Annotated in this window: 28 protein-coding genes and 2 pseudogenes; 16 read left to right on the top strand and 14 right to left on the bottom strand. The window is 47.2% G+C overall.

What is annotated here, in order from left to right:
- Positions 1-214: 214 nt before the first annotated feature.
- Complete coding sequence (locus R6H26_RS10620) at positions 215-1,660, bottom strand: RNA-guided endonuclease InsQ/TnpB family protein (RefSeq protein WP_404786729.1); 1,446 nt, start codon at positions 1,658-1,660, stop codon at positions 215-217.
- Here R6H26_RS10620 and tnpA point away from each other — a divergent pair.
- Both tnpA and R6H26_RS10630 read left to right on the top strand, forming a co-directional pair.
- Positions 1,553-1,963, top strand: a complete 411-nt coding sequence (tnpA, locus tag R6H26_RS10625; RefSeq protein ID WP_404786727.1) for an IS200/IS605 family transposase — start codon at positions 1,553-1,555, stop codon at positions 1,961-1,963. The genes R6H26_RS10620 and tnpA overlap by 108 nt on opposite strands.
- Before the next feature lie 160 nt (positions 1,964-2,123).
- Positions 2,124-2,642: an SDR family NAD(P)-dependent oxidoreductase gene (locus R6H26_RS10630; protein WP_404790429.1), complete on the top strand. Its 519-nt coding sequence runs from the start codon at positions 2,124-2,126 to the stop codon at positions 2,640-2,642.
- Here the strand turns inward: R6H26_RS10630 and R6H26_RS10635 are convergent.
- Positions 2,620-3,906, bottom strand: coding sequence for a transposase (locus R6H26_RS10635; RefSeq protein WP_404783412.1), 1,287 nt, complete (start codon positions 3,904-3,906; stop codon positions 2,620-2,622). The genes R6H26_RS10630 and R6H26_RS10635 overlap by 23 nt on opposite strands.
- 82 nt (positions 3,907-3,988) lie before the next feature.
- On the opposite strand from R6H26_RS10635, the gene R6H26_RS10640 reads away from it, so the two are divergent.
- Positions 3,989-4,201, top strand: a complete 213-nt coding sequence (locus R6H26_RS10640; RefSeq protein WP_404790430.1) for a hypothetical protein — start codon at positions 3,989-3,991, stop codon at positions 4,199-4,201.
- 112 nt (positions 4,202-4,313) lie between these two features.
- Here R6H26_RS10640 and R6H26_RS10645 read toward each other — a convergent pair whose 3' ends face one another.
- A complete protein-coding gene (locus R6H26_RS10645) occupies positions 4,314-4,934 on the bottom strand; it encodes a TetR/AcrR family transcriptional regulator (RefSeq protein WP_404790431.1) in 621 nt (206 codons plus the stop codon).
- Positions 4,935-5,007: 73 nt separating this feature from the next.
- Between R6H26_RS10645 and R6H26_RS10650 the strand changes: the two genes are divergently transcribed.
- Complete coding sequence (locus tag R6H26_RS10650; RefSeq protein WP_404790432.1) at positions 5,008-6,486, top strand: amidase; 1,479 nt, start codon at positions 5,008-5,010, stop codon at positions 6,484-6,486.
- An 87-nt stretch (positions 6,487-6,573) separates the two neighbouring features.
- Positions 6,574-7,098: a DUF1993 domain-containing protein gene (locus tag R6H26_RS10655; protein ID WP_404790433.1), complete on the top strand. Its 525-nt coding sequence runs from the start codon at positions 6,574-6,576 to the stop codon at positions 7,096-7,098.
- Between the two features lie 119 nt (positions 7,099-7,217).
- On the opposite strand, the gene R6H26_RS10660 is transcribed toward R6H26_RS10655, so the two are convergent.
- Positions 7,218-8,396 carry a DUF3095 domain-containing protein gene (locus R6H26_RS10660; RefSeq protein WP_404790434.1) on the bottom strand — a complete coding sequence of 393 codons (1,179 nt, stop codon included), beginning with the start codon at positions 8,394-8,396 and terminating at the stop codon, positions 7,218-7,220.
- A gap of 117 nt (positions 8,397-8,513) precedes the next feature.
- On the opposite strand from R6H26_RS10660, the gene R6H26_RS10665 reads away from it, so the two are divergent.
- Together R6H26_RS10665 and R6H26_RS10670 are read left to right on the top strand one after the other, a co-directional pair.
- Positions 8,514-8,687 carry a hypothetical protein gene (locus R6H26_RS10665; RefSeq protein ID WP_404790435.1) on the top strand — a complete coding sequence of 58 codons (174 nt, stop codon included), beginning with the start codon at positions 8,514-8,516 and terminating at the stop codon, positions 8,685-8,687.
- 420 nt (positions 8,688-9,107) lie between these two features.
- On the top strand, positions 9,108-9,587 hold the full coding sequence (locus R6H26_RS10670) for a hypothetical protein (protein ID WP_404790436.1): 480 nt from the start codon (positions 9,108-9,110) through the stop codon (positions 9,585-9,587).
- A 10-nt stretch (positions 9,588-9,597) separates the two neighbouring features.
- Here the strand turns inward: R6H26_RS10670 and R6H26_RS10675 are convergent, their stop codons facing one another.
- The 4 genes and pseudogenes from R6H26_RS10675 to R6H26_RS10690 all read right to left on the bottom strand — a co-directional run.
- Positions 9,598-9,666 carry a DUF4113 domain-containing protein gene (locus R6H26_RS10675; RefSeq protein ID WP_404791276.1) on the bottom strand — a complete coding sequence of 23 codons (69 nt, stop codon included), beginning with the start codon at positions 9,664-9,666 and terminating at the stop codon, positions 9,598-9,600.
- A 7-nt stretch (positions 9,667-9,673) separates the two neighbouring features.
- Positions 9,674-9,988, bottom strand: a pseudogene (locus R6H26_RS10680) (IS1 family transposase); the annotation flags it as partial.
- Complete coding sequence (locus R6H26_RS10685; RefSeq protein ID WP_404791278.1) at positions 9,989-10,234, bottom strand: IS1-like element transposase; 246 nt, start codon at positions 10,232-10,234, stop codon at positions 9,989-9,991.
- Between the two features lie 39 nt (positions 10,235-10,273).
- Positions 10,274-10,426 (bottom strand): annotated as a pseudogene (locus R6H26_RS10690) (IS1 family transposase); the annotation flags it as partial.
- A 126-nt stretch (positions 10,427-10,552) separates the two neighbouring features.
- On the opposite strand from R6H26_RS10690, the gene R6H26_RS10695 reads away from it, so the two are divergent.
- The 3 genes from R6H26_RS10695 to R6H26_RS10705 all read left to right on the top strand — a co-directional run bounded on the left by R6H26_RS10695 (position 10,553) and on the right by R6H26_RS10705 (position 11,632).
- A complete protein-coding gene (locus R6H26_RS10695; protein ID WP_404790437.1) occupies positions 10,553-10,870 on the top strand; it encodes a hypothetical protein in 318 nt (105 codons plus the stop codon).
- A gap of 177 nt (positions 10,871-11,047) precedes the next feature.
- On the top strand, positions 11,048-11,242 hold the full coding sequence (locus tag R6H26_RS10700) for a DUF2949 domain-containing protein (RefSeq protein WP_404790438.1): 195 nt from the start codon (positions 11,048-11,050) through the stop codon (positions 11,240-11,242).
- Between the two features lie 12 nt (positions 11,243-11,254).
- Positions 11,255-11,632, top strand: a complete 378-nt coding sequence (locus R6H26_RS10705) for a hypothetical protein (RefSeq protein ID WP_404790439.1) — start codon at positions 11,255-11,257, stop codon at positions 11,630-11,632.
- Positions 11,633-11,803: 171 nt separating this feature from the next.
- On the opposite strand, the gene R6H26_RS10710 is transcribed toward R6H26_RS10705, so the two are convergent.
- Positions 11,804-12,031 carry a PD-(D/E)XK nuclease family protein gene (locus R6H26_RS10710; RefSeq protein ID WP_404790440.1) on the bottom strand — a complete coding sequence of 76 codons (228 nt, stop codon included), beginning with the start codon at positions 12,029-12,031 and terminating at the stop codon, positions 11,804-11,806.
- Positions 12,032-12,688: 657 nt separating this feature from the next.
- On the opposite strand from R6H26_RS10710, the gene R6H26_RS10715 reads away from it, so the two are divergent.
- Complete coding sequence (locus R6H26_RS10715) at positions 12,689-12,976, top strand: hypothetical protein (RefSeq protein ID WP_404790441.1); 288 nt, start codon at positions 12,689-12,691, stop codon at positions 12,974-12,976.
- Between the two features lie 250 nt (positions 12,977-13,226).
- On the top strand, positions 13,227-13,622 hold the full coding sequence (locus R6H26_RS10720) for a hypothetical protein (RefSeq protein WP_404790442.1): 396 nt from the start codon (positions 13,227-13,229) through the stop codon (positions 13,620-13,622).
- 183 nt (positions 13,623-13,805) lie between these two features.
- On the opposite strand, the gene R6H26_RS10725 is transcribed toward R6H26_RS10720, so the two are convergent.
- Positions 13,806-14,165 carry a sugar phosphate isomerase/epimerase family protein gene (locus R6H26_RS10725; protein WP_404790443.1) on the bottom strand — a complete coding sequence of 120 codons (360 nt, stop codon included), beginning with the start codon at positions 14,163-14,165 and terminating at the stop codon, positions 13,806-13,808.
- Between the two features lie 358 nt (positions 14,166-14,523).
- Between R6H26_RS10725 and R6H26_RS10730 the strand changes: the two genes are divergently transcribed.
- A complete protein-coding gene (locus R6H26_RS10730; protein WP_404790444.1) occupies positions 14,524-16,830 on the top strand; it encodes a DUF1796 family putative cysteine peptidase in 2,307 nt (768 codons plus the stop codon).
- On the opposite strand, the gene R6H26_RS10735 is transcribed toward R6H26_RS10730, so the two are convergent.
- Positions 16,793-18,280: an acyl-CoA synthetase gene (locus tag R6H26_RS10735; RefSeq protein WP_404790445.1), complete on the bottom strand. Its 1,488-nt coding sequence runs from the start codon at positions 18,278-18,280 to the stop codon at positions 16,793-16,795. The genes R6H26_RS10730 and R6H26_RS10735 overlap by 38 nt on opposite strands.
- Before the next feature lie 143 nt (positions 18,281-18,423).
- Complete coding sequence (locus tag R6H26_RS10740) at positions 18,424-18,717, bottom strand: integrase core domain-containing protein (protein WP_404791280.1); 294 nt, start codon at positions 18,715-18,717, stop codon at positions 18,424-18,426.
- A 79-nt stretch (positions 18,718-18,796) separates the two neighbouring features.
- Between R6H26_RS10740 and R6H26_RS10745 the strand changes: the two genes are divergently transcribed.
- The gene (locus R6H26_RS10745; protein WP_404790446.1) at positions 18,797-18,922 is read left to right on the top strand and encodes a hypothetical protein; all 126 of its coding nucleotides are present in this window, start codon (positions 18,797-18,799) and stop codon (positions 18,920-18,922) included.
- A 123-nt stretch (positions 18,923-19,045) separates the two neighbouring features.
- The gene (locus tag R6H26_RS10750) at positions 19,046-20,260 is read left to right on the top strand and encodes a transposase (RefSeq protein ID WP_404790447.1); all 1,215 of its coding nucleotides are present in this window, start codon (positions 19,046-19,048) and stop codon (positions 20,258-20,260) included.
- A 124-nt stretch (positions 20,261-20,384) separates the two neighbouring features.
- Here R6H26_RS10750 and R6H26_RS10755 read toward each other — a convergent pair whose 3' ends face one another.
- Positions 20,385-22,115 carry a protein kinase gene (locus tag R6H26_RS10755; protein WP_404790448.1) on the bottom strand — a complete coding sequence of 577 codons (1,731 nt, stop codon included), beginning with the start codon at positions 22,113-22,115 and terminating at the stop codon, positions 20,385-20,387.
- A 258-nt stretch (positions 22,116-22,373) separates the two neighbouring features.
- On the opposite strand from R6H26_RS10755, the gene R6H26_RS10760 reads away from it, so the two are divergent.
- The gene (locus R6H26_RS10760; RefSeq protein WP_404791282.1) at positions 22,374-22,655 is read left to right on the top strand and encodes a hypothetical protein; all 282 of its coding nucleotides are present in this window, start codon (positions 22,374-22,376) and stop codon (positions 22,653-22,655) included.
- Positions 22,656-22,733: 78 nt separating this feature from the next.
- Here R6H26_RS10760 and R6H26_RS10765 read toward each other — a convergent pair whose 3' ends face one another.
- A complete protein-coding gene (locus R6H26_RS10765; RefSeq protein WP_404790449.1) occupies positions 22,734-24,062 on the bottom strand; it encodes an HlyD family type I secretion periplasmic adaptor subunit in 1,329 nt (442 codons plus the stop codon).
- Between the last annotated feature and the right edge of the window lie 103 nt (positions 24,063-24,165).

Consider the following 24,165-nt stretch of genomic DNA (forward strand, 5'->3'; position numbering starts at 1 on the left):
GTGGGACTGGCAGGTAAGCTGAGCGCCATCGTACAAAAGCTTGCCTGCCAGTTCTAATTTTTTATTTGGAAAAATTTTGGCATTCTGCATCCAGACAATGGCGTTAATCTGCTCGCGATCTTCCGCAAACGGTTGGATGAAACGATGATGAATATGTCTAGCGCGATTCGAATGGGGCAATAAAAAGAAGAGTGAACTACTCCCGACGCTGATGCTACGCATACAGCGCGGGCTTCTCTAGACCTTTCGGCTTTCGAGCTTTTTTGAGTGAGGCGAGTCCCAACCCCACTTTTTTAATCAGAATGGCAGCATTGATATCTCTATCCATTTCATTTTGACAATGAGAACAGGAATGCCAGCGCTCCGAGAGTCCTTTTGAAACTTTATTGAGACAGACACTGCAATGCTGAGAGGTTCCGTAGGGGTCAACCTTGATAACTCTCTGACCAGCTTTTTCAGCTTTGAAAGTGAGGATATCAATGAATTGGCTCCATCCTGCATCAACAATGCTTTTATTCAGTCCAGACTTAGCCGATTGACCATTCGGAAGAAACTTGCCTGTCTCGTCTTGTTTAGACTTGACTCGTCTGGACATATTTTTGACCTTGAGATCTTCGACAAACACCACATTAGCTTTGTCCAAAACCTTGCCAGCCGTTTCAAAGTGAAACTGTTTGCGTTGGCGCGCAATCTTTTGATGTAGTCTAGCAACCTTGCGAACCAACAACTTACGGGCAAGGCTCCCCTTTTGGGATGCTGACACCTTCCGCTGTAAACGAGCAAGCCTCTCTTCCGATTTTCGGAAATGCTGAGGAATTGGCTCAAAGCTGCCATCTGAATCAGAAGCAAACTTTTCCAATCCAACATCAATCCCAATCGAGTTTTCCCAAGCTGGCTCTACCTGTGAGGTCAACTCAGGAACCTGTGCATCCTCCAGGGTGAGGGTGAGGTACCATCCATCAGCCTTTTTACTGATAATGGCGGTTTTCACAATAAATCCATCCGGCAAAGAACGATGCCATATTACCTTCACCGCCCCAAGCTTCGGCAATTCGATTTTGTTGCCGTCAATCCAGAAGAGCGAAGCTTGAGGGTAGGTAAATGAATGATATCTGCCTTGACCTTTGAACCGGGGCTTACCACTGCGCCTACCATTGCTGTCACCCATCAAGTAACGGTCAAATGAGAGTTTGACTCGCTTGACCATGTCTTGAAGCACCTGAGAATGAATCTCTTTGTACCAAGGTCTATCTTGCTTGAGCAAAACCAAATCGCGTTTCTGACTGTAGTAGTCAGGCTGATCCTTGAGTTCGGGGAGATGACAAACTATAGGGCAGGCATTAACCGGACTCCGGTTCTCTTCCCACCACCCAAAGCGCTCTGACAGCATCCAGTTATACTGACACCGCAACATTTCAAGCCACCGATTCAGATCGGCAGATTGTTGGGCGGTAGGCAGTAGTCGATACTGGTAGGCAATTCTCATGTCTCTATTATAATTGCTGTACCTTAAAATAGGCACACTGACAAAAGTAATCATTGTAAACTGTTGATGAAAGACGATTTTGTATCCAGTGGTAGATCCGTGTCCGACATGAAAGCTCATTTGGTGCTGACGACCAAGTATCGCCGCAAGGTGCTCACAGGCGAGATGATTCAACGACTAGGTGAAGTGATGAGCGATTTATGTCAGAAATGGAACTGCAAAATCGTCGAGTTTAATGGCGAAGACAATCACGTTCATTTGCTGTTTCAGTATTTGCCGCAGATGGAATTACCCAAATTCATCGGAAACTTGAAGTCTGTCTCCAGTCGAAGGCTCAGGGAGGAGTTTCCGGCTGAAGTCGATAAAGTTTACTGGAAAAAGGTTCTGTGGAACGAGTCTTACTTCATCGCCTCCTGTGGTGGGGTCACAATCTCGGTTTTGAAGAAATACATTGAGGAGCAAAACACCCCTGAGTAGTCGCATAGATAATTTGTTCATTTCGGCACTGTTGCCTTCCCTATTGCTTCGCAAGGCGGTCAGGTAACGTACCTCAACTCACGCACCTTTCATCCCGGCGCTCATCCGAAACGGATAGAGCGCGGGGCTTCCCGTCTAAAAGCTAAACAGGAGAACTCATATGTCGTTCGAGACCCTTCTTGTCGCTGGTGCAAGCCGTGGCATCGGACTGGCCGTTGCCGAACATTTGGCACCCCAGTGCGATCGATTGCTAGCGGTTTCTCGCACCAAGGCTCCGGTTGGGGACTGGATTCAGGCAGATTTGTCCGAGCTAGCAGGGGTGGAAACGGTGGCAAACGTAATTGGAGGCGATCGCTTAGATGCTTTGCTCTACATGGGAGGAACTTGGGAAACCCATGCGTTTACTAGCCAGTATCGTTTTGAAGATTGCTCCGATGCAGACATTTCTCAAGTGATTGCGGTAAATTTAGTGGCTCCGATTCGGTTGGTTAAAGCCTTACTGCCTGCCTTACGGCGATCGGATAATCCAAAAATCATTTTTATGGGTGCCCTCTCTGGTCGGGATAATTTTTCTGGACGCGAAGTTGCCAATAGTGCATCTAAGTTTGGATTGCGAGGAGTTGTCCATTCATTGCGCGAAGAATTGGTTAGTGTCCCTAGTTTTTCGCCACAGATTTGAGACGGTCATGCTTGGTATGGTCACGCTGTAAGACCAAGAAGAAAATGGTCAAACAACTGTCTTCATTGGGGAACGCACCAATTTCATCGGACTTGTTCCTAAACTCTCGAAACAATCGTTCGAGCGCATTAGTGGTTCGGACGAGTGGATATAAGGATGGGTTCAAATCATAGAAATTAAAGGTCAAAACAATATCTCTCAAAAAGGAGCGGATGGCATTAGGTTCAACAGACTGCCAAGTCTCGACAAAGACCACCAATCGCTCAATGGCTTCCATCCAATCATCGGTTTTATAGATGTCATAGGCGTCAGTCTTAATCTGGGTATAGCGAAGCTTCTTTGCTTCTGGAAGGTCTAGGGTCTGACCTTGCGCATCTTGGATGGATAAATTCTCATAGCCCAGATGACGCAGCATTGCCCTGATTTTATGAGTGATGCACAGTTGATGCTGGGCCTGAGGTACCCAGGCTTTGAGCACAGCGGGCAATCCATTGGTCCCATCACTGACGACAACCTCAACCCCATCAAGCTTCAATCCACGCTCCTGTAAACCCTTGAAAAAAGACTCCCAGGCGAATTGAGATTCACTCTCGGCAATCTCATAGTGCAAGATTTCACGAGTGCCATCTGGATAAATGGCCATTGCCACTAAAACAACCCGTTCTTCGGCTTGACGCAAGGCGCGCACATGTCCAGCTTGGTCTTCAAAGGTTTCCCCGCTTGCATATTGAATTCTCACCCAAACACCATCGACAAGCAAAATGGGTACAGCAGTGGTAATTTTTGCCGTGCGCCGTTGATTCATCTGCTGTTGAGCGGCTTCTGTGATTCGGTTGATGGCATTGACCGATAATACAGCCCCGAGTAATGGATAGAGCGCTTCTTGCAAGTCTCGCAAGGACAGGCCCATGACATACAGACTTAGACAAAAGTTTAATAGACTGCCAAGGCCCCGTTGATAGCGCCCCAAGATTTGCCAGTCTCGGTCTCTGTTCCCATGGCGCAGCTTGGGTACCGACAAGGATTCGATGCGCCCGTATTCGCTATCAAGGACTCGCTTGAAGTAGCCAGACCGACGAGGTCGTTCTCCCGCAAGCTGATTGAGATGCTCTTGTAATTCTTCGCACAGAGCTGCTTCTAAGACGCTTTGCGTAACCCCCAGAACCTCTGTATTCAGTTTTTCCTGTAGGACTTCGTTCAACTCTGGATATGGATTTTGGGTTTGAACCCGCAGTATTTGGGCTTTGCGTGTGACGATATCCATTCTCTGTTGGCCTGAATCTCTTATCCTCAGACCTTTTCACGCTTTGGCCTCTATGGCGAAAAACTCAGGACACTAACAAGAATTGAGATCCCAGCAAATTGGCGTAACGGTGATTAACCCTGGTAACGTGGGCACACCCGAAGTTTTAGCGGATCTTGCCGCAAATCATCTATCCGGCGGCGAGGCCATTCCTCTAACGGATCTTCTCAGGATTATTGATTGCATTCTCTCATTGTCGCGAGCTACCTGTATTAAAGAGATCGATGTGCCTGCCATGCTGGGTGAGGGGGCTTAATGCGGCTTGCCACCTATGCTTTTTCCTGACTGGGTTTATTTGTATTTTGCCAAGGGGGCATCATTAGGGGGCATCATTTTAGCCAACACGTTGAGGCTGACTGCGGGGAAGCCTATTTGCTGCTATTCGTTCCGCTCGATCGTTGGTCGCTCTGCCGAATATGCTCGATCGCAACAATTAGCGCATCCAGCATGACTTCATAGCTTCGATCGGTCGAACGGCTTAGGGTCATCAGTTCTAGCCGTTCTCTGGCAATAAAACCGTAAATGGCGGCATTGACCATCCGCATCACATCAATCAAAGCATCATTGCTCAATTCGTATAGTTGCAGCGATCGCTGGAAAAACTGAAGCGCGGTTTGGATGATTTCAGCTTCTTCCGGATCGGTAGGTCGCATTTGATATTGCATCATCACGGCATAGCGGGCAGGATGCCGTCGAGCAAAGTTTCGGGTTATCTGTGCGCCGAGCCGAAGTAGAGCATGGGGTTCTGTAAGGTCAATCGTTTGGTTTTGGCAGTCCGTTAAATAGCTGCGCCAAATTTCCAGCGCTACAGCGCGTCGTAGCCCTGAATTGCCGTCCAGATGCTTGTAAATGGCAGGCGGTTTGATCCCTAATTCTCTGGCGACCCGATTCACGCCCAGCGCAGCCTCTCCTTCTTTGTCGAGACAGGCAATCGCCGCATTGACCACATCCTGCGGGGTTAGCGAGTTTTCTTTCAGTGGACGGCCCATAGATAAATTAGTTAACTAAATTAACTAAAAGTGAATATAATTAACTTTATCAAACCCTAGCGATGAAATGCCCATGACTGACCTCACGTTTGTCCCTGCGCATCAGCTTGCGCGGATGATTCGCGATCGCCAAGTTTCGGCGGCGGAAGCGCTGGATGCGTATCTGACTCAAATCGCCAAGCACAACGCGAAGATCAATGCGATCTGTACCCTGGATGCCGAAAATGCCCGTGCCAGAGCCAAGCAAGCGGATGAAGCGCTAGCAAGCGGAGAAAACTGGGGCGCTTTACATGGGGTGCCCGTCACCATCAAGGATATTTTTGAAACAGCAGGACTCCGCACGACAGCAGGGTATATTCCCCTTAAAGATTACATTCCTCAGCAGGATGCCACGGCAGTTGCCAGACTGCGCTCAGCCGGAGCCGTCATTCTGGGGAAAACAAACGTGCCGGAACTGGCTGGAGATTTTCAAAGCGCAAATTCTTTGTTTCCTCGGGTGAATAATCCTTGGAACTTAGGCTATACGCCGGGCGGCAGTTCCGGCGGCAGTGCGGCGGCGATCGCATCTGGGCTATCAGCGCTGGATATTGGCAATGATTTTGGGGGGGCTGTGCGTCAACCTGCCCATTTTTGCGGGGTATATGGCCTGAAACCCACCGATCGGCGGATTTCTACAGCGGGCATGATTCCTGAAGTGCCGGGATATCCCTACTGTTTGCGGCAAATGATGACGGTCGGCTGCTTGGCGCGATCGCTTGAGGATATTCGCCTTTGTTTTTCTCTGATTGCTGGAGCCGATCCGCGTCGGCCCGATGTTCCTCCAATTCCTTTAGATACGCCCTCGCAGAAGAGATTGACCGATCTGAAAATTGCCTGGATGGATGAATGGCCAACGGTACCCGTTGAGCCTGAAATTCGATCTACCTTGCGAACAGTTATCCAAAAACTCGTTGACACAGGGGTGCGAGTCGAACAATGGCTGCCTCAAAATTTTGATCTATCGCAGATCTGGACGTTGTATGGTCGGATGGCTGCCTACGTAAACATTTATGCCCAACCCAAAGATCGCTACACGATCCAACGGAGTTTGACTCTCCTCTTTCGGACTGCAACACAAGGGGATAAGGCGCTGCGAGAACTCGGTAATCTTAGCCGCTTTTTACCCGAATTTTTGCGTCCCACCTTAAAAGGATATTTCCAAACCCTGACTGAGCGCGATCGCTTTACGGCTCAGATGGATGAAGCTCTAGAGCCTTGGGATGTCTGGCTTTTGCCTGTTGCCGCAACGCCTGCTTTTACCCATCGTCCATCTTGGAGTGCAGTGGAGGTTGCAGGTCAGTCTTACCCGCATGGGGTTGCAAATGGGACGTACACGCTGCCGTTTAATTTAAGCGGACATCCTGCGATCGTCATTCCGATTGGGCAAACTCAGGCAGGGCTACCGATTGGCATGCAGATTGTGGGTAAGCGGTGGCGGGAAATGGAATTGCTGGCGATCGCGCAAGAACTTGACAAAGTGGTTGGCAATTTCCGAAAACCACTAGGCTATTGAATCTTTACGACCTTGTGGAAGTTAATGATGTTAAATGATTCAGTATAATTGGTAGCTACGCTTTACAACTCGTTCATCTAAAAACGAATGGAAAATCAGAAGATCGCAGCACTCAAAAATATCTTCAGTTCCAGGCTCGATACGTTGAGCCATCTCTTAGATATAGCAGAGAGTCATTTTGCGGAAGATGTAGAATCTCTATTGCAAAGTCGCATAGCGTCCGATATGCTGCCGTTCAGCACGCAAATAGCATTTGCATGCAACCAGCCCCGTAACTTCGCATTGTGGTGCTCGGGGCAGTCGGCAAACAACTTGAACCCCGATGTAGCATCTCTAGTTGAGGCGCGCGGTCATATTTCATCGACTCAGGAGTTATTGGCCAGTATCAATGTTGCCGATTCTAAACTTTTAGAACTCAATCGGATCGAGTTTGGGCAAGGGCTATACGTCGAATTATCTGGACTTGCATATGTCGATGATTTTTTGATGCCAAACTTTTATTTCCATATCGCAACGGCTTACAATATCCTGCGTATGGCAGGAGCACCAATCGGTAAGCGCGATTTTATGATGCATCTAGTACCTTCTATAAAGCATCAAAGCGATGCATAGCCCTACAAGGTCACTTCCATTGGTGATTTTTGGGAGCTTTTTGTTGAAAAGCGGGGTGCGACTGCTGCGATCGCCTCATCACCAAACAGCCTGTAGCATTGACGCAGAAAGTCGTCCCGTCAGACTATCTGATTGTTCCGGGCACGCTGTCGTAATTTGAGCTCTCGCGCCGCAAAGGCATAGCCCCCACCAGCCCCATCAACCAAATGTAGATGGCGGTTCCGTCGGTCCAGAATGAGACAGGTCAAAAGGGCGCGATCCGAAATATGAATGCCATAGACAAGATGGCCAGCTTGAAAACGACTTTCTAGGTATTGGGTCAGTTGCTCCGTTTGCTCGGGCGTTCCGGCAAGAACCATGCGGAGAGCATCATCAATTTTTTGGCAATCAGAAGCGGCTCGAAGTTCGCGCTTGTAACGCCCCCAATCCACGCCCCCTAAGCGCAGGTCGAACTGTATTGCAATCAGTCCAATCCCGTTTTCCAGCAAGACTTGGAGCAGGTATCGAGCGCGACTGCAAAGCCGAGTAGAGCTAGCTCTCGCTTTAACTTCAGCGCTGAGTTTGACGGGATTAAACGTAAGCTTTAGCGCGGCAAGGTCGATGGGGTGATAGTTTTCGATCGTTCCATAGATCTGCTCAACGGCCTCTAGGATGTCCTGGTAAATCCTGTCGTTAACCGTTTTATCGCGAGGCGTTGCAGCAACAATTAGACTTAGAGTATGAGTAAATCGGCTCGGTACTTCCTGCCAGCGGCACTCCATTCCAGTGAGGTCTGCGGTTACAGGCTGCTGGACTCCCTCAAGTCGGTAGATTGCCTTAGTTTTAATTAAATCCGTGGCGTAGGTCATGCCGCCGCCTATAAAGCTGGCCTGACAGTAATGAGATGTCAACCGACATTTGGCCACTTTCAACGGGTATTTCAGGTTCACTGTGGCGACAGGGACAATCCCCACTCGTAGCTCCATCGCAAAGGAGGTGCGCGCTAGTTGGCGGACGCCTATAAGCGCATCGCGGGCGAGAGACAGACAGGCGGGGGGGATCGATAAAGAGGCCCCATCTCCGCCAAAAACAAAGGGAATCTCTACTGGTCGAATGGCATTCAACACGGCAATAATAGAGCTGGCACCCAGTAAGTTGACTTCTTTGTAATAGCCTTGCGCGATTTTTTGGGTAGACCCTACAACATCGGTTATGAGAATATACCAGTCATCCGGGACTTCTGCGTAGCGCTCTGGATTGGCAAGGTCTAGAAAACAAGTTAGTTCGGGTAAGGTGGCATAGAAATCTTGAGTAGACATAATCGAACTTTAAAGATAATTACTTAACTGAGGTAAATTGACAAAAGAGGCAAAAGGGTTCAAAGTGATGGGATGAAAGGCCTTCCTGACCTAAAGTAACATCTGGGCAAGAAGCCGTTGTACAACCCCTCTAACCTGGAATTAGCGGAATCGCTAGGGCTGGTAGAAACCCTGCCCATTGGTGCAGTTCTCAATACGCAATGGCTGCAAGGGTGTTTGATATTGGATGAAAAGGGCTTTATTTGTACGGGCATTGGGTTAATTGATAGTGAAAGCTGGCCGCTACAGTGACATCCGATGCTTTTAGAGACGAGCGTTCCGGGGAGCTTTGCGGCTCTGGCGACGTGTGATCGGGGTCTGTGAAATGGGTAGCTTCGGCAGGGGGTGAGAGGAGCCATCATTATCAGTCAGGTGCATCAGTTTTTGAGCGAGCAGACCGCATAAATCGTTTTGAGAAGAAGGTCAACCCGCCTTCTCAGTGCTGGATATCAGTATCATTCTGATGGATCAATCTCTGGATTTCGCGATCGATGTCTTTCACTGTCGTTTACTTGAATGTCATCCTTACGGTAGAGTCCTTCAGTTCAGCCCGCAAGTTATTTTTGTGTCTGTTGCTACTTGCTCCCGCCGATCGAAAGAGAAGCGCGCAGAATACTAGTCCTGACAATTATTAAGCTCCCGAATAGTTACTTTACCAATCGCTAAAAAACTATGACTGATTATACACAGCAAGAATTAGAAAAGATTTCTGAGGCACCCATGTCCGTTGGGATGGCCGTTGCGTTAGTTGACATGGGAATTATCTCTACGGCTATTGAGGCCGTTGCATTATCTAAACAATTAACAACTGTAGCCAAGAAATATCCCGGCAACTCTATCATTCAATCTGTCTTTTCGGAAGAGGTTCTAAAGAGCGGACAAATCAAACTACAAAAACCAAATTTTAAGCCAGAAGATGTAGAGTCTGGTGCCATTGTCGATCGGGCGATCGTCTCCGCCCAAAATGCTTTAAGTGTAGTGGAGGGCAAAGCTACCCCTGAAGAAATTAGCCAATATAAAGAATTTCTTTACGATTGCGCCGATGCAGTCGCGAATGCTGCTGGCAGCGGATTATTTGGTACGGGTAGCAACAAGGTAAGCGATAAGGAGGCCGTCGCTCTAGCTAAAATCAAAGCTGAATTGATGGTTTGATACCCTTGTCTCAAGCTTTCACAACCAGCAGTTCATCCCACGCCGTCGTCCGCTGCTGCGATCTCCTCTCCTGCTTCATGCTCTACAACTGATTTGGAAAAACAAATGGTTTTGCGAGCTAATCGCTTAATCTGAGTGCGGAAGGTTAAATGTTTGCGCTCAATCCTTTGGATATTGCGCTTACCTACCGTATGCTCGGCAGGGTGTAGCAAGCGTTCGTAGGCTCCCCAGTCATCCGTATAAAACTGAGTAATACCAAAGGGTTCTAATAAGCCTTTGAGCCTCGCAAACGCCTTATCTTGATGAGTGTCCAGGACATAGGCCAAGACTTCTGCTGAGTGATGGTCAATGGCGTGCCATAACCATCGTTGTTGTGCTTTATCTCCGACAAAGCTCCACATTTAATCGGCTTCTGCTTCTATGTCCTCCCATTGACAGAGGTTCGAGATGGTTTGATGGGGTTCCAGCTCAGACAGTCGGGCTTCATTGACTGCCTTTAGGTCTGACCCTTTTTTTAACTCCTCAATCACCGTGGATGGACTAATCTTAAGCACGCGCGCTGTATCCCGTATGCCACTGCCGTTAAGAGCCATCTCGGCGATCTGTTGTTTGACTTCAGGCAAGCGACCTTGGTAAGAGTAGTTCAAGATGAAGGTGTTGCGCTGACAATCTGGGTTCAGGCATCTATAGCGAGACTTTCCTTCGGCGGACTTTCCCTGTCTGAACACATGAATACTTTGGCAAGTTGGACAGAGCAGAGGTTCTGAACATGACCGGAATTGCTGAGGCTGTAGCAGTTGGTGCAACTGAGGAGTGAGCAAGATCGCGATCCAATTCATATAAGAATCACAGACCAAATTAGACGAGTCAGCGAGGATAAATCTATCGATACAGAGCACCCCAATATGAAAAGCATACGATTATTCTCATTGATTCCTTTATGCCTTGGTGGAATGAGCCTTAGCATGATGGCAATCCCGCAGAGTGCCAGTGCCGGAGGAGCCTATGGACCTGATACTTGTCGTCAAGGCTATGTTTGGCGAGAAGCTAATGCAGATGACCATGTTTGTGTAAGACCCAGTGTCCGTTCTCAGACTGCTCGGGATAATCAACAGGCCCGCTATCGAGTTGAACCTTACGGAGGAGCCTACGGACCCAATACCTGTCGTCAAGGTTATGTGTGGCGTGAAGCATTCTCAGGTGATGTCGTCTGTGTCACCCCAGAGACTCGTTCTCAGGCAGCATACGACAATCAGCAGGCTCCCTATCGCTATCAACCTTGAAAATTCTTAAGGAAAGCCTTAGGAAGAGGCAACCCTAGATTTAATGATGTGCTAGGGGATGCGATCGCTCCTCACCGCTGTACTGCATAAACTTTTAGACCCAACTCTCATCATCGTGCGCAAAACGCGTTACGCTATCGGGCACGCTTAATGCATGCAAAGCCTCTGCTAAAACTAGTGAACGACCCATACTTTCTCCACTATCTCACGCAAAACCTGGGCTTATCTGAAGCAGCCCTTGCTATAGCGACTCGCCAACAGCAGCCCACCGCCACCGAGCTGCCGATAGTGCTTTGGAACTATGGGCTGATTACTCTGGAGCAGTTGGAGGAAATCTTTGATTGGAGATCGAAGGCTTCTCCTATTGAATGACTAAACAAAAATATGAGAGACAATGAAGAGTACGATCCATATCTACCCCCTAAGAGATCGGATAAAGATCGATTTATTGTTGAAATTCCTCTAGAGTCAAAAACACCAAACCCAGACAGGCTGCCCTCTGGATTTGACCTTATTCAGTCAATCGGCTTGGAGGGTAGAGCTTTTAGAGGCATAGCCGGAGGAAGAATCCCGTGGTGGATCTTAATTACGGGGTGGGTAATCTTTGGAGGCTTTGCTTTATTAACTTTAAGTCTATCTATTACATCAGGAGTCCTTTCAAGCCTTCCATTCCTTTTGATAAACGGTATTCCAATAGTCATTCTATGGCGAGGGACTGCTGCAAAATTTACAGTCGATCGCCACAAAAGCAAGAGAAAGTAGTCACACCGCCAAAGCCAACTGCGCCTGCTTCAACTTCCGCCCACCCTCCGGCAACGGCTCAGGCCGATCGCAGACCGCCCCGCAGTGCTTCTGATAGGTGCATCGCTTGCAATGCTCCTGTGCTTAGCTCCCATTCGCTATCGTTGCGCAGTCGAAGGGCTAACCCGGAGATCAGCTCCTGTACCTGTCCTGGTGGGCTGCCGTTACCTCGAACCCAGGCTTATGTTCGCTGTAGTCCCAATCTCGATAGGCCATTGCCAGCGCCAGATGTAAGGCATTACCCAAGTCTGGCGAACCGAATGCACTAGGCGCGTTAAGCTCCCGCTTGTAGCGAAGTTTATAGGCTTGGGGACATTTTTGGTATGTGACCAACTTTGTGGCGGAGAGGGAGTAAGTCATCGAAGTAAGTAAGATCCGTGTGGTATTGCACCACCGAGAGTTACCAATTGTCGATAAGTACCTTTATCGAATTCGCTCATTGCAGCCTTAAGCGCAAAATCCGGTAGCCATCCCTCGACAACTAGAATGTCTGCCGCAATAGGAGCATTCTTGGCGAGAAAGGGATGCACCTTGGCGATCGCAATTGCCCCAACAGCCACTCCCAGCAATGTCGTCAGGAGCTACATGGGAATCCCTTGTCTGGGTTGAGATTGAGCCATTTTTAATCCTGCCGCCTGTCAAACGAATAAGACTAAGGTCGTTTTGGTTTGATTGATGGAGTGGCAAGTATGTGACATCCTCTCGACGTTCATCTGAGTACAGATAGAACGCGGAGGTTCCCGCGAGGAAGCTAAAGGCTTTCAGACAAATTCACCCCACTGGGAAAACCCATAATCATCTGGTAGCTTACAGTGCCATTTTAGTTTAGGACGTGCAACCGAGGGTTAACGCATCGCGATCGCCATCACCGATTAAACGCTGAAAAGATCGCCCTCCAATGCCGGTAGATATCACTGTCTGTCCCGGCTATTAACGCGAAGATACACATATCGGAACAGAAAGCCAAGCGCGCTCGACCGAACCTCAACCCAATCAGCTTACAGAAGGAAACCTACCATGAAAAAGATTATCGTGACCCTGCTGGCTCTTTCAACCCTCGGTGCAATCGCCTTCCCCTCCCACGCTCAAGACACGGGGAACTCCCAAACGAGCACCAACGTGAGCACCGTTGACGGCAACGGCAACCGAGTGCGTCAAACCAACCGCCAAAGCATCGATACCGGACGGGGTCGGGGCCGCGGCGACGAAGTCAACCTCCAAGACGCGCTCAACGACAGCGATATCAAAGGGACCCGCAACAACGTCGACCAACGTAACGACCAACGCATCCGCAGCCGTCGCTAATTCGAACGGGCCGTCGATTCTCTGGGTTGTTCGCTGAGTTCAAAGAGAGAGTTAGGATTTCTGAAGTGCCTACTGATGGAAAAACCTTGACTCTCTCCCGCGCAATTGATAGGAGACATACCCTTGCGAAGCTCATCCACCTATCCTCAATCGCGATCGGTTAGACGGGCATCGCCTTACATCTAAAGACAGCATCCTTGATTTTGAGAGCCTTTAGCTCGCTCAGATACTGAGTCAACATCCAGGCGAAATGTTGCACTACGACACGATTATTCAAACGCTCTACGGCGATCTCAGTCCTGAAGAGCTCAAAGAGGAGGGAATCAGAATTAAGTCGGTCTTATTTGCCGGAGTGAAAGATGGGAAATGGCAAAAGGCTTCCGCACCATCCAGCTATTTTCTAGGAGAAACAGCAGGCGCTGAACCGAAGCGTCCGGGGCGAAAACCGAAGGAGCCAATACCCCAGTCCGAGCCTGTGGCTGAAGTGGCGAAAGCTCCAGTCTCTGCGAAAGCTAAGGCTGCAAAGCTGAAGCCAGGACGGAAACCTGCGATCGCCAAAGCGAAGGCATCGCAGAAGACCGCACGATCTAAGAAAACTGAACCGGAGTTAGTCGCACTGTTGCGGAAGGCAGATATTCAGGTTTAAAGGAGTGTAGGAGCAAGTGTGATAGCTTGAAGCTGAGGGATGAGAGGAACGATCGCCTGTTGAGTTATGGCGCCTGTGCAGAAGCAAGTGAAACATCAATAACTTAACAGAAAATCTTCCTGCAGTATCCGTCAGAACCAGGGAGGGTATAGATGCGAACTTTGTAGTAAAGACAATAAAGATTTATTCCAATCGAGAATACCCCATTCTATTTGCAGTTTCTTTGAGAAAGGGCAAGCCTTCATAAGCGATCGCCTCTGGAGAAGGTGCCAAATCACGCCAAACGCATGCAGCTCCTGATAAGTGGGCATCATAAAAATTGAAGCTTTCGATGACAACCCAGTCGTCGTAACGGATTTCTTGAAGTGCCTTCAATAGAGCTGACCAATTTAGGTGACCTGTTCCAGGAATGCCACGATCGTTTTCGCAGACGTGCAGATGTTTTAGGTAAGAACCAGCAGCGCGAATTGCAGCCGGAATACATTTTTCTTCGATGTTAGCGTGGAACACATCAAATAAAATGCCGATTTGCGGATGATTCACCTGTCACCTGCTTGCACAGCTCAACTGCATCTGCTGCTGTGTTTAGGTTTGATAACGATTCATTGGCTCGATCGCCAGTGTAATGTTGTCAGCCGTTAGCGTGTCGCCTACCTCTCCTTTTTGTGCCAGAATTCGTATTTTCCTCTGCCTAGAGTGATAAAAGAGAGGTATAGATCTTCACTACTAAGTTATAAAAGCGAATACTTGACACTCTTAAGCTAAGACTTTCAAGAATCGCTCTGCTTAATGGAAGAGATCTTTAGAATACATACATTTTTAGATCGAGATGATATCTTGAACTAATTCAACAGATTTTGCCTTAGTGTCCAATATCTATATTCTTATCAAGAAGAAAGCTATGTATCGATTTCAGATCAATGCATATACTCAAATTGGTGAATCCATTGGTATTGTAGGCTCAACACCTGAACTGGGTCATTGGCAAGTTACAAAGTGTATTCTACTACGAACAAATTCTGAAAGATATCCTTTATGGTGGACAGAAGAAAACATTGATATTCAGCCTTGTTTGAATACAGTGGATTCTCAAAGAATTGAATATAAGTATGTCCGTCTATCCTCAGATGGCACTCGGCAGTTTGAAGCGCTGGGTCTCAACCGTTGGATTCCAGTACAGCATGAGGATGCCTCGGCTGTAATTGTTATAGATGACGGTGAGTTTAATTATGCTCAATCACATCCGTTTGGATATCTGGAAGAAACTTCTACTAAACAGAATCTGAGCCAGGGCAGTGAAAATCTCAAAATCCTAGTCCTTGGGAGTTCAGTAGCGCTTGGATACAAAGCTTGGATGTTTAGAGGCTGGAGCTGGCTCTTAGGACAGTCCCTTCGGCTAAAATTTGGACATCAAGTTGTAAATGCCTCCGAAGTCGGTGCGAATGCTAGTCGAACAATCGCTAGATTTCCTTCAGTTGTTGCACGGGAACAACCTGATATCGTGATCGTTTCTCTTTCTCTGGGTAATGAGGGGTTGGCACACTGCGCTCCTCATCAAAGAAAATCAGTTCAGAGGCGCTTCGAAGCAGGGTTGCAGCAACTTGTGAAAATGACACGAGACTTGGGAGCACTCCCCATACTAGGCAGTGTTTATCCTCATAACGACTATTGTGCCGAGCATTACTCGTTATTGCTAGATACCCACAACCGGATGTTAAATTCGAATGAAATGGTCTTGGATTGGTTATCAGCTGTAGATGACGGGCAAGGGCGATGGAGAGAAGGCACCTCTTTCGATCCATCTCATCCTAACCTGATCGGTCACCAGCTTATGTATCAAGCGATTGACCTAAACTTTTTCGAGATTAATAATATCGAGTTCAAAAAAGATACGTATTGTTCTCTTAAAACCAAAGAAGTGTTAGTCTATGCCGACAAGGTTGGTTTCCAAGTAACGGCTAAACCTGAAGAAAATAAATTAATAATCAGCAATCTCTCTTCCTATAGCTACACGATCTCTCCTTACTGGCAAGAACTGCAAACGGCTTTACAAAGAAAAGCAGGGTTAAAGCCTGGTATCTATCTTACGAGTCAGACGCAGCAGAGCAATGTCGCCTTCTTTGCTGTGAATGAGGATAGCCATATTGAAACCAATGTTAATATTCCTCCTAATTCCAGGTTTGAATTTGCATCAACCTTAAATCACATTGCGCTCAACAATCCGCAACTAATCTTTTATGATGGACATTTAGGAATTCTTAAAGAGAACGGTTCTTGTCTCTGTATTTTTAACGAATCGGACAATGAGTACAATATTCAACCCATGTGGCAAGAGGTTCGTTGTGCATTAAAAACAATGCAATCTGGAGTCTATGAAGATCTGCTCAATCCTGATACCCCCTTCCGAACCTTGATGATAAGTACAGATGGTTTAGAAAGTCGGGTAAAAGTCCCCTCTAGGTCTGCTGTATGGTTGCAATACAAATGTGCTTTGCAGGATCTACAACGCATTGCAATTGTACCCTTAGGCGATCGCTGCGCTGTCCGTATGCTGCTGTACAAAATGGGATTTGATGGCCCTGCTTACCCTTTCGATTTAACGCGAACTACTAAAATTGGTGATGTCGCAGATATTATTGAAGAGCAGTTTTTCGATATGTGGAACCCTACGTATCTTCACTACGATTCGGATGCGGGAAGACTCTACCACCGTAAGTGGACGGGTCTATCCTTCGCTCACGAGGTTGAAGAGACAGACGATACTTATTGCAATATGTCCGCTGTGTATGAGCGGATGCGCGTTCGTTATTCGGCTCGTTCCGAAAGATTTTTGTATACTCTTCAATATTGCGATCGGGCGATTTTTATTAGAACAGGTATTGCAGATTTTGAAGGGGTAAAGGATTTGGCACATAAGTTGCACAAGAAATTTCAAGGAAAGCCGTTTATTCTATTACTTCTTTCTCCCCAACTCTCAGACGAGTTTTTAAAACTTCCTAATGTGGTGCATTACAATCTAGATTTTAACCCCGATCTCATGTATCAAGATTTAGAATATTGGATGAGCTGTACTGAACGGCTGCGCGGGATTCTGGAATCGCTTGGAGTATCTACCAAAAATTTGTTTTGGTGTCCTCCCAACCCACCAAAACGAGAAGCGATTGCTTCAATCAACTTCGAAAATACTGAATTACAGTTGGCTTTGTAACCTTTCCTATTGCGTTGCGAGGTAATTCTTCTACGATTATTATTTGTGTCGGAATCTTATAAACAGCCAATTGTGTTTTTGCCCAAATTCGGAAGGATTCGACTGTTAAAGTTTGCGATCCTCTTAATACTAAAGCGGCACAAACCCTTTCTCCCCACTCAGGATCTTCGACTCCCACGACTGTACAGTCTCGAATGTTGGGATGGGTTCTCAGTACCTCTTCAATTTCTAAAGCTGAGACTTTGTAGCCCCCAGTTTTGATGATGTCGACACTGATGCGACCCAAAATCCGGTAGCTACTATCCTCGACGACTGCATAATCTCCTGTGCAAAACCAGCCTTCGCAAAACGCTTTTCCAGTTTCTTCTGGGTTTTGCCAGTACTCTAAAAATACTCCAGGACTTTTGACTTGAATTTCTCCTGGCATCCCTGGGGGAACGACTTGTCCTGACTCATCGACCAGTCGAACTTCAACTTGCGGCAGTGGAAAACCTACTGAGCCATGTTTTCGTTCTCCCCTTAAAGGGTTCGATAATGCCATGCCTATTTCAGTCATACCATATCGCTCAAGCAGTACGTGTGCGCTTAAATCCTTCCATTGGTTTAACACTTGAATGGGTAATGCTGCCGAGCCAGAAACCATGAGACGCATTTTGGCACAGCCTTGGGACATAGCGATCTGGCGATCCTGCGATGCTGACTTCCATGCGGCAATCAGCTTTACATAAATTGTCGGCACTGCCATAAATAGAGTCAAGTCACCGTTACAAATTCGACTCCAAACAATATCAGCATTAAATTTTTCAATGAGATGGCACTCGGCCCCAGCCCCTAATGCGCAAGTCAGGACGTTAATAATTCCATGAATATGGTGTAAGGGCAGTACATGTAGAATCCGATCGTTCGAACTCCATTCCCATGCTGCGATGAGGCTACTAACTTGAGCTTGGATGTTTCCATGAGTGATGACCACACCCTTTGGCTTTCCCGTTGTTCCACTTGTATACAGAATTAACGCTCGCCTTCCAATATCTACCGCTGGCAGGCTACTGGCTTGACCGGATAATGTGGCCGATGTCAGTATAAATTTAATATTGAGTGTTTCAGAAATTGGGCGAAGCAGTTTCTCAAAAATGGGGTTGGCGATTACAATCGATGCACCTGAATTAGAAATGACATATTCTAATTCAGGTCGCGGGTGCACGGTACATAACGGTACGGCTATTCCTCCAGCTCGCCAAATCCCCCACTGGACTGCCACATACTCAAAACTTGGTGGAATGAGAAACGCGATACGCTGTTCTTTTAAATCATCTTCTCCCAACAGGAGAAATTTCGCGAACCCACTAGAAGCATTCAGTAAATCTTGGTAGGTAAATGTTCCTTCATTTGAAACAATCGCTACTTTTGAACTATATTCTTGAGCGCAAGCAAAGAGTTGAATATTCATCACATTAGCTCATCATCTGACAAAACTCGCTTTGAATCATAAATTTCTTTTTTGGGAAGCTCTAATACCTCTATATTAACTCCATTCTTATGCGGTACTGCACAGATAAAATTGACCTTACCCCAAAAGAGTGGACAGGTAAGTTAAGCTGCCATTGGGTAATCTAGAGTGCTCCAGTAATTTTCTTCAAATTGAATAGGTGTGAGATATCCAATCGTTGAATGGCTCCGTTGTTGGTTGTAGAACACCTCGATCCATTCTGCGACGATCGTTCGGGCGGTTGCTCTTGTGGAGAAGATTCTAGGATAAATCAACTCGATTTTGAGCGTACCAAAAAAGCTTTCAGCTACTACATTATCCCAGCAATTAGCCCTACGACTCATACTACAGGTTATATCAGCTTTAAGCAGAGCATCTCGGTAGTCTCCACTGGCAATTGGTTAGTGTCCTGAGTTTTTCGCCATAGAGGCCAAAGCGTGAAAAGGTCTGAGGATAAGAGATTCAGGCCAACAGAGAATGGATATCGTCACACGCAAAGCCCAAATACTGCGGGTTCAAACCCAAAATCCATATCCAGAGTTGAACGAAGTCCTACAGGAAAAACTGAATACAGAGGTTCTGGGGGTTACACAAAGCGCTTAGTGGTGCAGAAAACTTTTTGAGCTTCGATTGAGTCGAGCATTTGGCTCTAAATCAAGCCCTGAAACCTTGATTTTGCGTTGTCGATCAGCCATGTTCTCAACAACGGCAATCTTTTGACAATCATTGCCCTATAAGGGTTTCACGAGTTTTCTGCACCACCAAGCACAAAGCGTCTTAGAAGCAGCTCTGTGCGAAGAATTACAAGAGCATCTCAATCAGCTTGCGGGAGAACGACCTCGTCGGTCTGGCTACTTCAAGCGAGTCCTTGATAGCGAATACGGGCGCATCGAATCCTTGTCGGTACCCAAGCTGCGCCATGGGAACAGAGACCGAGACTGGCAAATCTTGGGGCGCTATCAACGGGGCCTTGGCAGTCTATTAAACTTTTGTCTAAGTCTGTATGTCATGGGCCTGTCCTTGCGAGACTTGCAAGAAGCGCTCTATCCATTACTCGGGGCTGTATTATCGGTCAATGCCATCAACCGAATCACAGAAGCCGCTCAACAGCAGATGAATCAACGGCGCACGGCAAAAATTACCACTGCTGTACCCATTTTGCTTGTCGATGGTGTTTGGGTGAGAATTCAATATGCAAGCGGGGAAACCTTTGAAGACCAAGCTGGACATGTGCGCGCCTTGCGTCAAGCCGAAGAACGGGTTGTTTTAGTGGCAATGGCCATTTATCCAGATGGCACTCGTGAAATCTTGCACTATGAGATTGCCGAGAGTGAATCTCAATTCGCCTGGGAGTCTTTTTTCAAGGGTTTACAGGAGCGTGGATTGAAGCTTGATGGGGTTGAGGTTGTCGTCAGTGATGGGACCAATGGATTGCCCGCTGTGCTCAAAGCCTGGGTACCTCAGGCCCAGCATCAACTGTGCATCACTCATAAAATCAGGGCAATGCTGCGTCATCTGGGCTATGAGAATTTATCCATCCAAGATGCGCAAGGTCAGACCCTAGACCTTCCAGAAGCAAAGAAGCTTCGCTATACCCAGATTAAGACTGACGCCTATGACATCTATAAAACCGATGATTGGATGGAAGCCATTGAGCGATTGGTGGTCTTTGTCGAGACTTGGCAGTCTGTTGAACCTAATGCCATCCGCTCCTTTTTGAGAGATATTGTTTTGACCTTTAATTTCTATGATTTGAACCCATCCTTATATCCACTCGTCCGAACCACTAATGCGCTCGAACGATTGTTTCGAGAGTTTAGGAACAAGTCCGATGAAATTGGTGCGTTCCCCAATGAAGACAGTTGTTTGACCATTTTCTTCTTGGTCTTACAGCGTGACCATACCAAGCATGACCGTCTCAAATCTGTGGCGAAAAACTAGGGACACTAACGGCAATTGACTAGCTTTGCCATTAACCGAACCCCCGCTGGCGACCGACCTGCCATCCTAAGGGCGCTAGAGCAGTGTGAATTCAAGGCGAGCCATAGCTTTAATTATTTGTTTTTTAGCTTCGCGTTTTGATGACTCGAATAAAGGATGAATCTGTTATGTAAGGCTGGCCATTAATCATCTCCACCACATAGGTTCGCTCTTCCAGTTGGGTGCTTCCATTTGGATAAAAGTATGTGTTCTGGCCGATTAAGCTTATATTCTCAGCCGATCGATCGATAATCTTTAAGTTTTTTACAGTCACCTGCTGAAACTGCTGATAGAAGCTCGGTTCAAATTGTTGTGCTAATTTAGCACCGAATAAAGAATGTGCCGCATCCCAATTCTTATTAGATATATAACGATAAAAGCTTTCTACCGTATTTTGGGCCGCTTCGGGAGTGAAGATAGGTGCCGATCTAGTCTCTTCAGCATTCGGATATTTGTTTGACGTTACTGAAGTTTGGGGTTGTGAGAGCTTTGGTTCCGGCGGGCTTATTGTTTCAGCTAAAGGGCTGGAATGCGTGGTTTTCTGGGAAGGTGGGGTTGTCGGTTCGGCCACTAAATCGGGACGTGCAGCTCCTATTTTTGCGGGAGCGGAAGATTTTAAGGATGGCTTGTCTGAGATTGCAGGAACGGTTTCTGTTATAGGAGCAGGAGCGCAGGCTCGCCAAGTGAATAAACCAACCCCTAGCGAAAGTGCAATTCCTATGCCCGTAGGTAAATCTAGCTTTCGAGATCTCTGGGATTGAACTATGGCTTTATTAGTACTTTCCATCGACTGCGTTGCAGACAAATGAAGGTTTACAGGAACAGTGTGAGCAATTAAGGAGGATGAGTCTTGATAAACCAAATCACTGCTTCCTTGTGGATGGAGAGGCGCTTTAGGTTGCTCATCACTCAAATCGGGATTAACACTACTTATAGGAGATCTGGAAGGGCTCAGCTCAGCAGACATAGACCGGAGAGCTGCCAGCGCTTCTCCAGCATTGGCATAACGGCTTCGGAAGTCGTATCGCAACATGTAATCCAGAAATAAGACCAGTTTCGGATCGCTATCAGGTACCAGTGCGTGCCAGTCAAGTTCACCAATTTGAGGATGGGGATGGATTGTGGATGGGTGTTGGCCAGTCAGGGCTTCCAGTGCAATCATGCCGACTGCATAAACATCGCTACTAAAACAAGGGCGACCCGCTATTTGCTCGTTAGGCATATAGCCTTGAGTCCCAATGGAAATCGTGTGATTCATTTTTGATGGCGAGGCCGATGACTGTGTGCTTACCTGCTTCACGGCACCAAAATCAATAACGACAATACGGTTGTCGCTTTGTCTGCGAATGAGATTTGAAGGTTTCAGGTCGCGATGAATAACGTGATGCTCATGGATAAAAGCCAGTGTCTCGAGGATGTCTTCCAGAAAAGCGATGACTTGACTATCATCCCAAAGATTCTTTGTAGCAAATTCGGCATCCAACGAGTGGCCTTCAATTAGCTCTTGAACTAGATAAAATTCTTTATTTTCCTCGAAGTGAGCCATTAGTCGAGGAATCTGTGGGTGAGAGCCTAGCCGATACAGAGTTTGCGCCTCCGTCTCAAAGAGTCGTTTAGCCACTTGTAGATCTTGATAACTCTTAACCTGGGGATTCAGTTGTTTTACAACGCAAAATGGATGACCTGGGAGATGAAGATCCTGAGCTGTAAAAGTTTGACCAAAACCACCAGAGCGAAGCTGTTCGACGAGTTTATAGCGCCCGCCTAACAATTGAGTAGATTCTGGATGAGAATGACGAAGGATGTTAGGTTTCATGCCTGTCCAGATCGACCACTCTAAATTACACTTGTCATCTATTTAAAAAGATTGCTGGATGGAGTTGCAAAATGGCTTTCTAATCAGTAATGCTGTATTTTAACCATCACACAGTTTATTCCCATCTACCTATGGGATAGACGTTGTTATACAAATAGAGGTTTCCTACAGTTTTCCATCTTAGGCTAGAGTGGTTGCATATACTGTAACTGTAGTGCGAAATCATTATGCATCGCGATCCGCTTTCCGTCTGGATTACTGGCTCAGGCAAAAGCCTTAAAGGTTGACGAGGAATCCTTCAACGATTTGGCGGTGGAAGCCCTCAACCACGAGGCCCACCGTCGCCCAGCGATCGCCGCGCACGAATGCATTCGATCGAGGCGGCAAGCCATTCTCCAACGCACTGGCGTTCAAACGGGGTCTATGGATGAAATTCGAGAACTCCGCTCTGGCGAGGGTCGTCATTTTCCACAGCTTCCGATAGGTTTTGAGAGTCTGCCAAATTGTCTGATGATAATTCCGTTTATTACCGCCTTGTAGCCTAAACCCGTTAAAGTAGGCATCGTTTCATTGAGTATAGAAAACTGTTCAAAACTATTGAACTGAACGATTGCACACCTATCTAACAGAGAAAGCACGATCCCAACTGGCAGTGATTGGATCTAACAAAAAGCTCATCACCGTTTTCTGACGGGTGACAATTTCTGCGGTTGCTGCCATACCAGGAGACAAAAAGACCTCCCGATCGTGGGTTCTCACTGATCGCTGCTTAAGTTGAACCTGAACTGGAAACACTAATCCACCATTTTGTTCGTTTACGGCATTGGGGCTGACTTTACTAACCGTTCCTGCGACCATGCCAAATTCTTGATAGGGAAAGGTTGCCAGTTTGACTTTGACTCTCATCCCCGATCGTACAAATCCAATGTTTTGGTTTTGCACTTTGGCTTCAAGGATTAACGTTTCACCATCAGGTACGATCGATAGGACTTCATCGCCTGGTTGTACTGTAGATCCAGTTTTGCTGATTTTGATATTGTAGACAGTACCTGTTACCCCAGCGCGAACCGTACTGTGCTTGTATTGGGCTTGGGCTTGAGTTAGTTTTCCGTTGAGGTCGGTAAGTTCTTGCTGTTGTTTGTCAATTTGAGTCAAAATTTCGCTTTGCCGTTCAGATTCTAATCGAGTGGTGTTCTTGAGCGCGGTTTGGTATGACTGCTTTGCTTGCTCGATCTCCTGCCCTTGAGCGATGATTTCTTTCTGCAAAGAATTTGCTTTGTTCTGAGTATCGAGATAGTCAAACCGGGGCACGGCTCCCTGAACGGATAAGGAGCGGATCGCGATCGCTTTGGTCTTCGTATGTAAAAATTCTGACTGCAATTGCCTGAGTTTCACTCGTGCGGTTTCGATCGCGCTCATCTGACGCTTGGCTTCGGCATTGGCAGCCGCACGACGATCTCGAAACTCTCGCAGTCGGGCAGCTAATAGTTGGTTTTGCAGCAGGCTTCCGGCTTGGGTGTTGCCTGTGCGTTCGGCTTGCAATCGGGCTAGGGTATTGCGGCTTTGGTGGGATAGCTTTTCAAGTCGATCGACTTCAGACTCGGAAATCGTTGGGTCAAGCTGCACTAAGACCTCGCCTTTTTGCACGTGTTTGCCTTCGGTAACGTTGATTTCGCGCAAGAGACCACTGGCGAGCGATCGCATTGGCTGCACTTGCGAAGCTGGAATCACCTGTGCGGGAGCCGTTGCTACTTCATCGACTTTGCTGAAGGTGGCCCAGACGATCGTGCCGCCTACGAGAGCGCAGATGCTAAATCCGAGCAATCGAATATACAACGGTGGCAAACGACGTTGAGCATTGCCTAATTCATAGTTGAGGTAGTCTTGAGTGTTGGCAAATTGAACCTTGGTCTGCTGTCGTTGTACATCGATTGGCGGTGTTTTCATCGTGTCTTTCTCCTAGAGTGGCTCGATCGAGAGCTTGAACTTGCTCGTTTGAGATCTGAGCCTGGAAGCTGAGGTTATAGATGCGATCGTTGTAGTTTTTGAA

The sequence above is a fragment of the Altericista sp. CCNU0014 genome, assembly GCF_044923475.1.
In the GTDB taxonomy this organism is placed as follows: domain Bacteria; phylum Cyanobacteriota; class Cyanobacteriia; order Thermosynechococcales; family Thermosynechococcaceae; genus JAAURS01.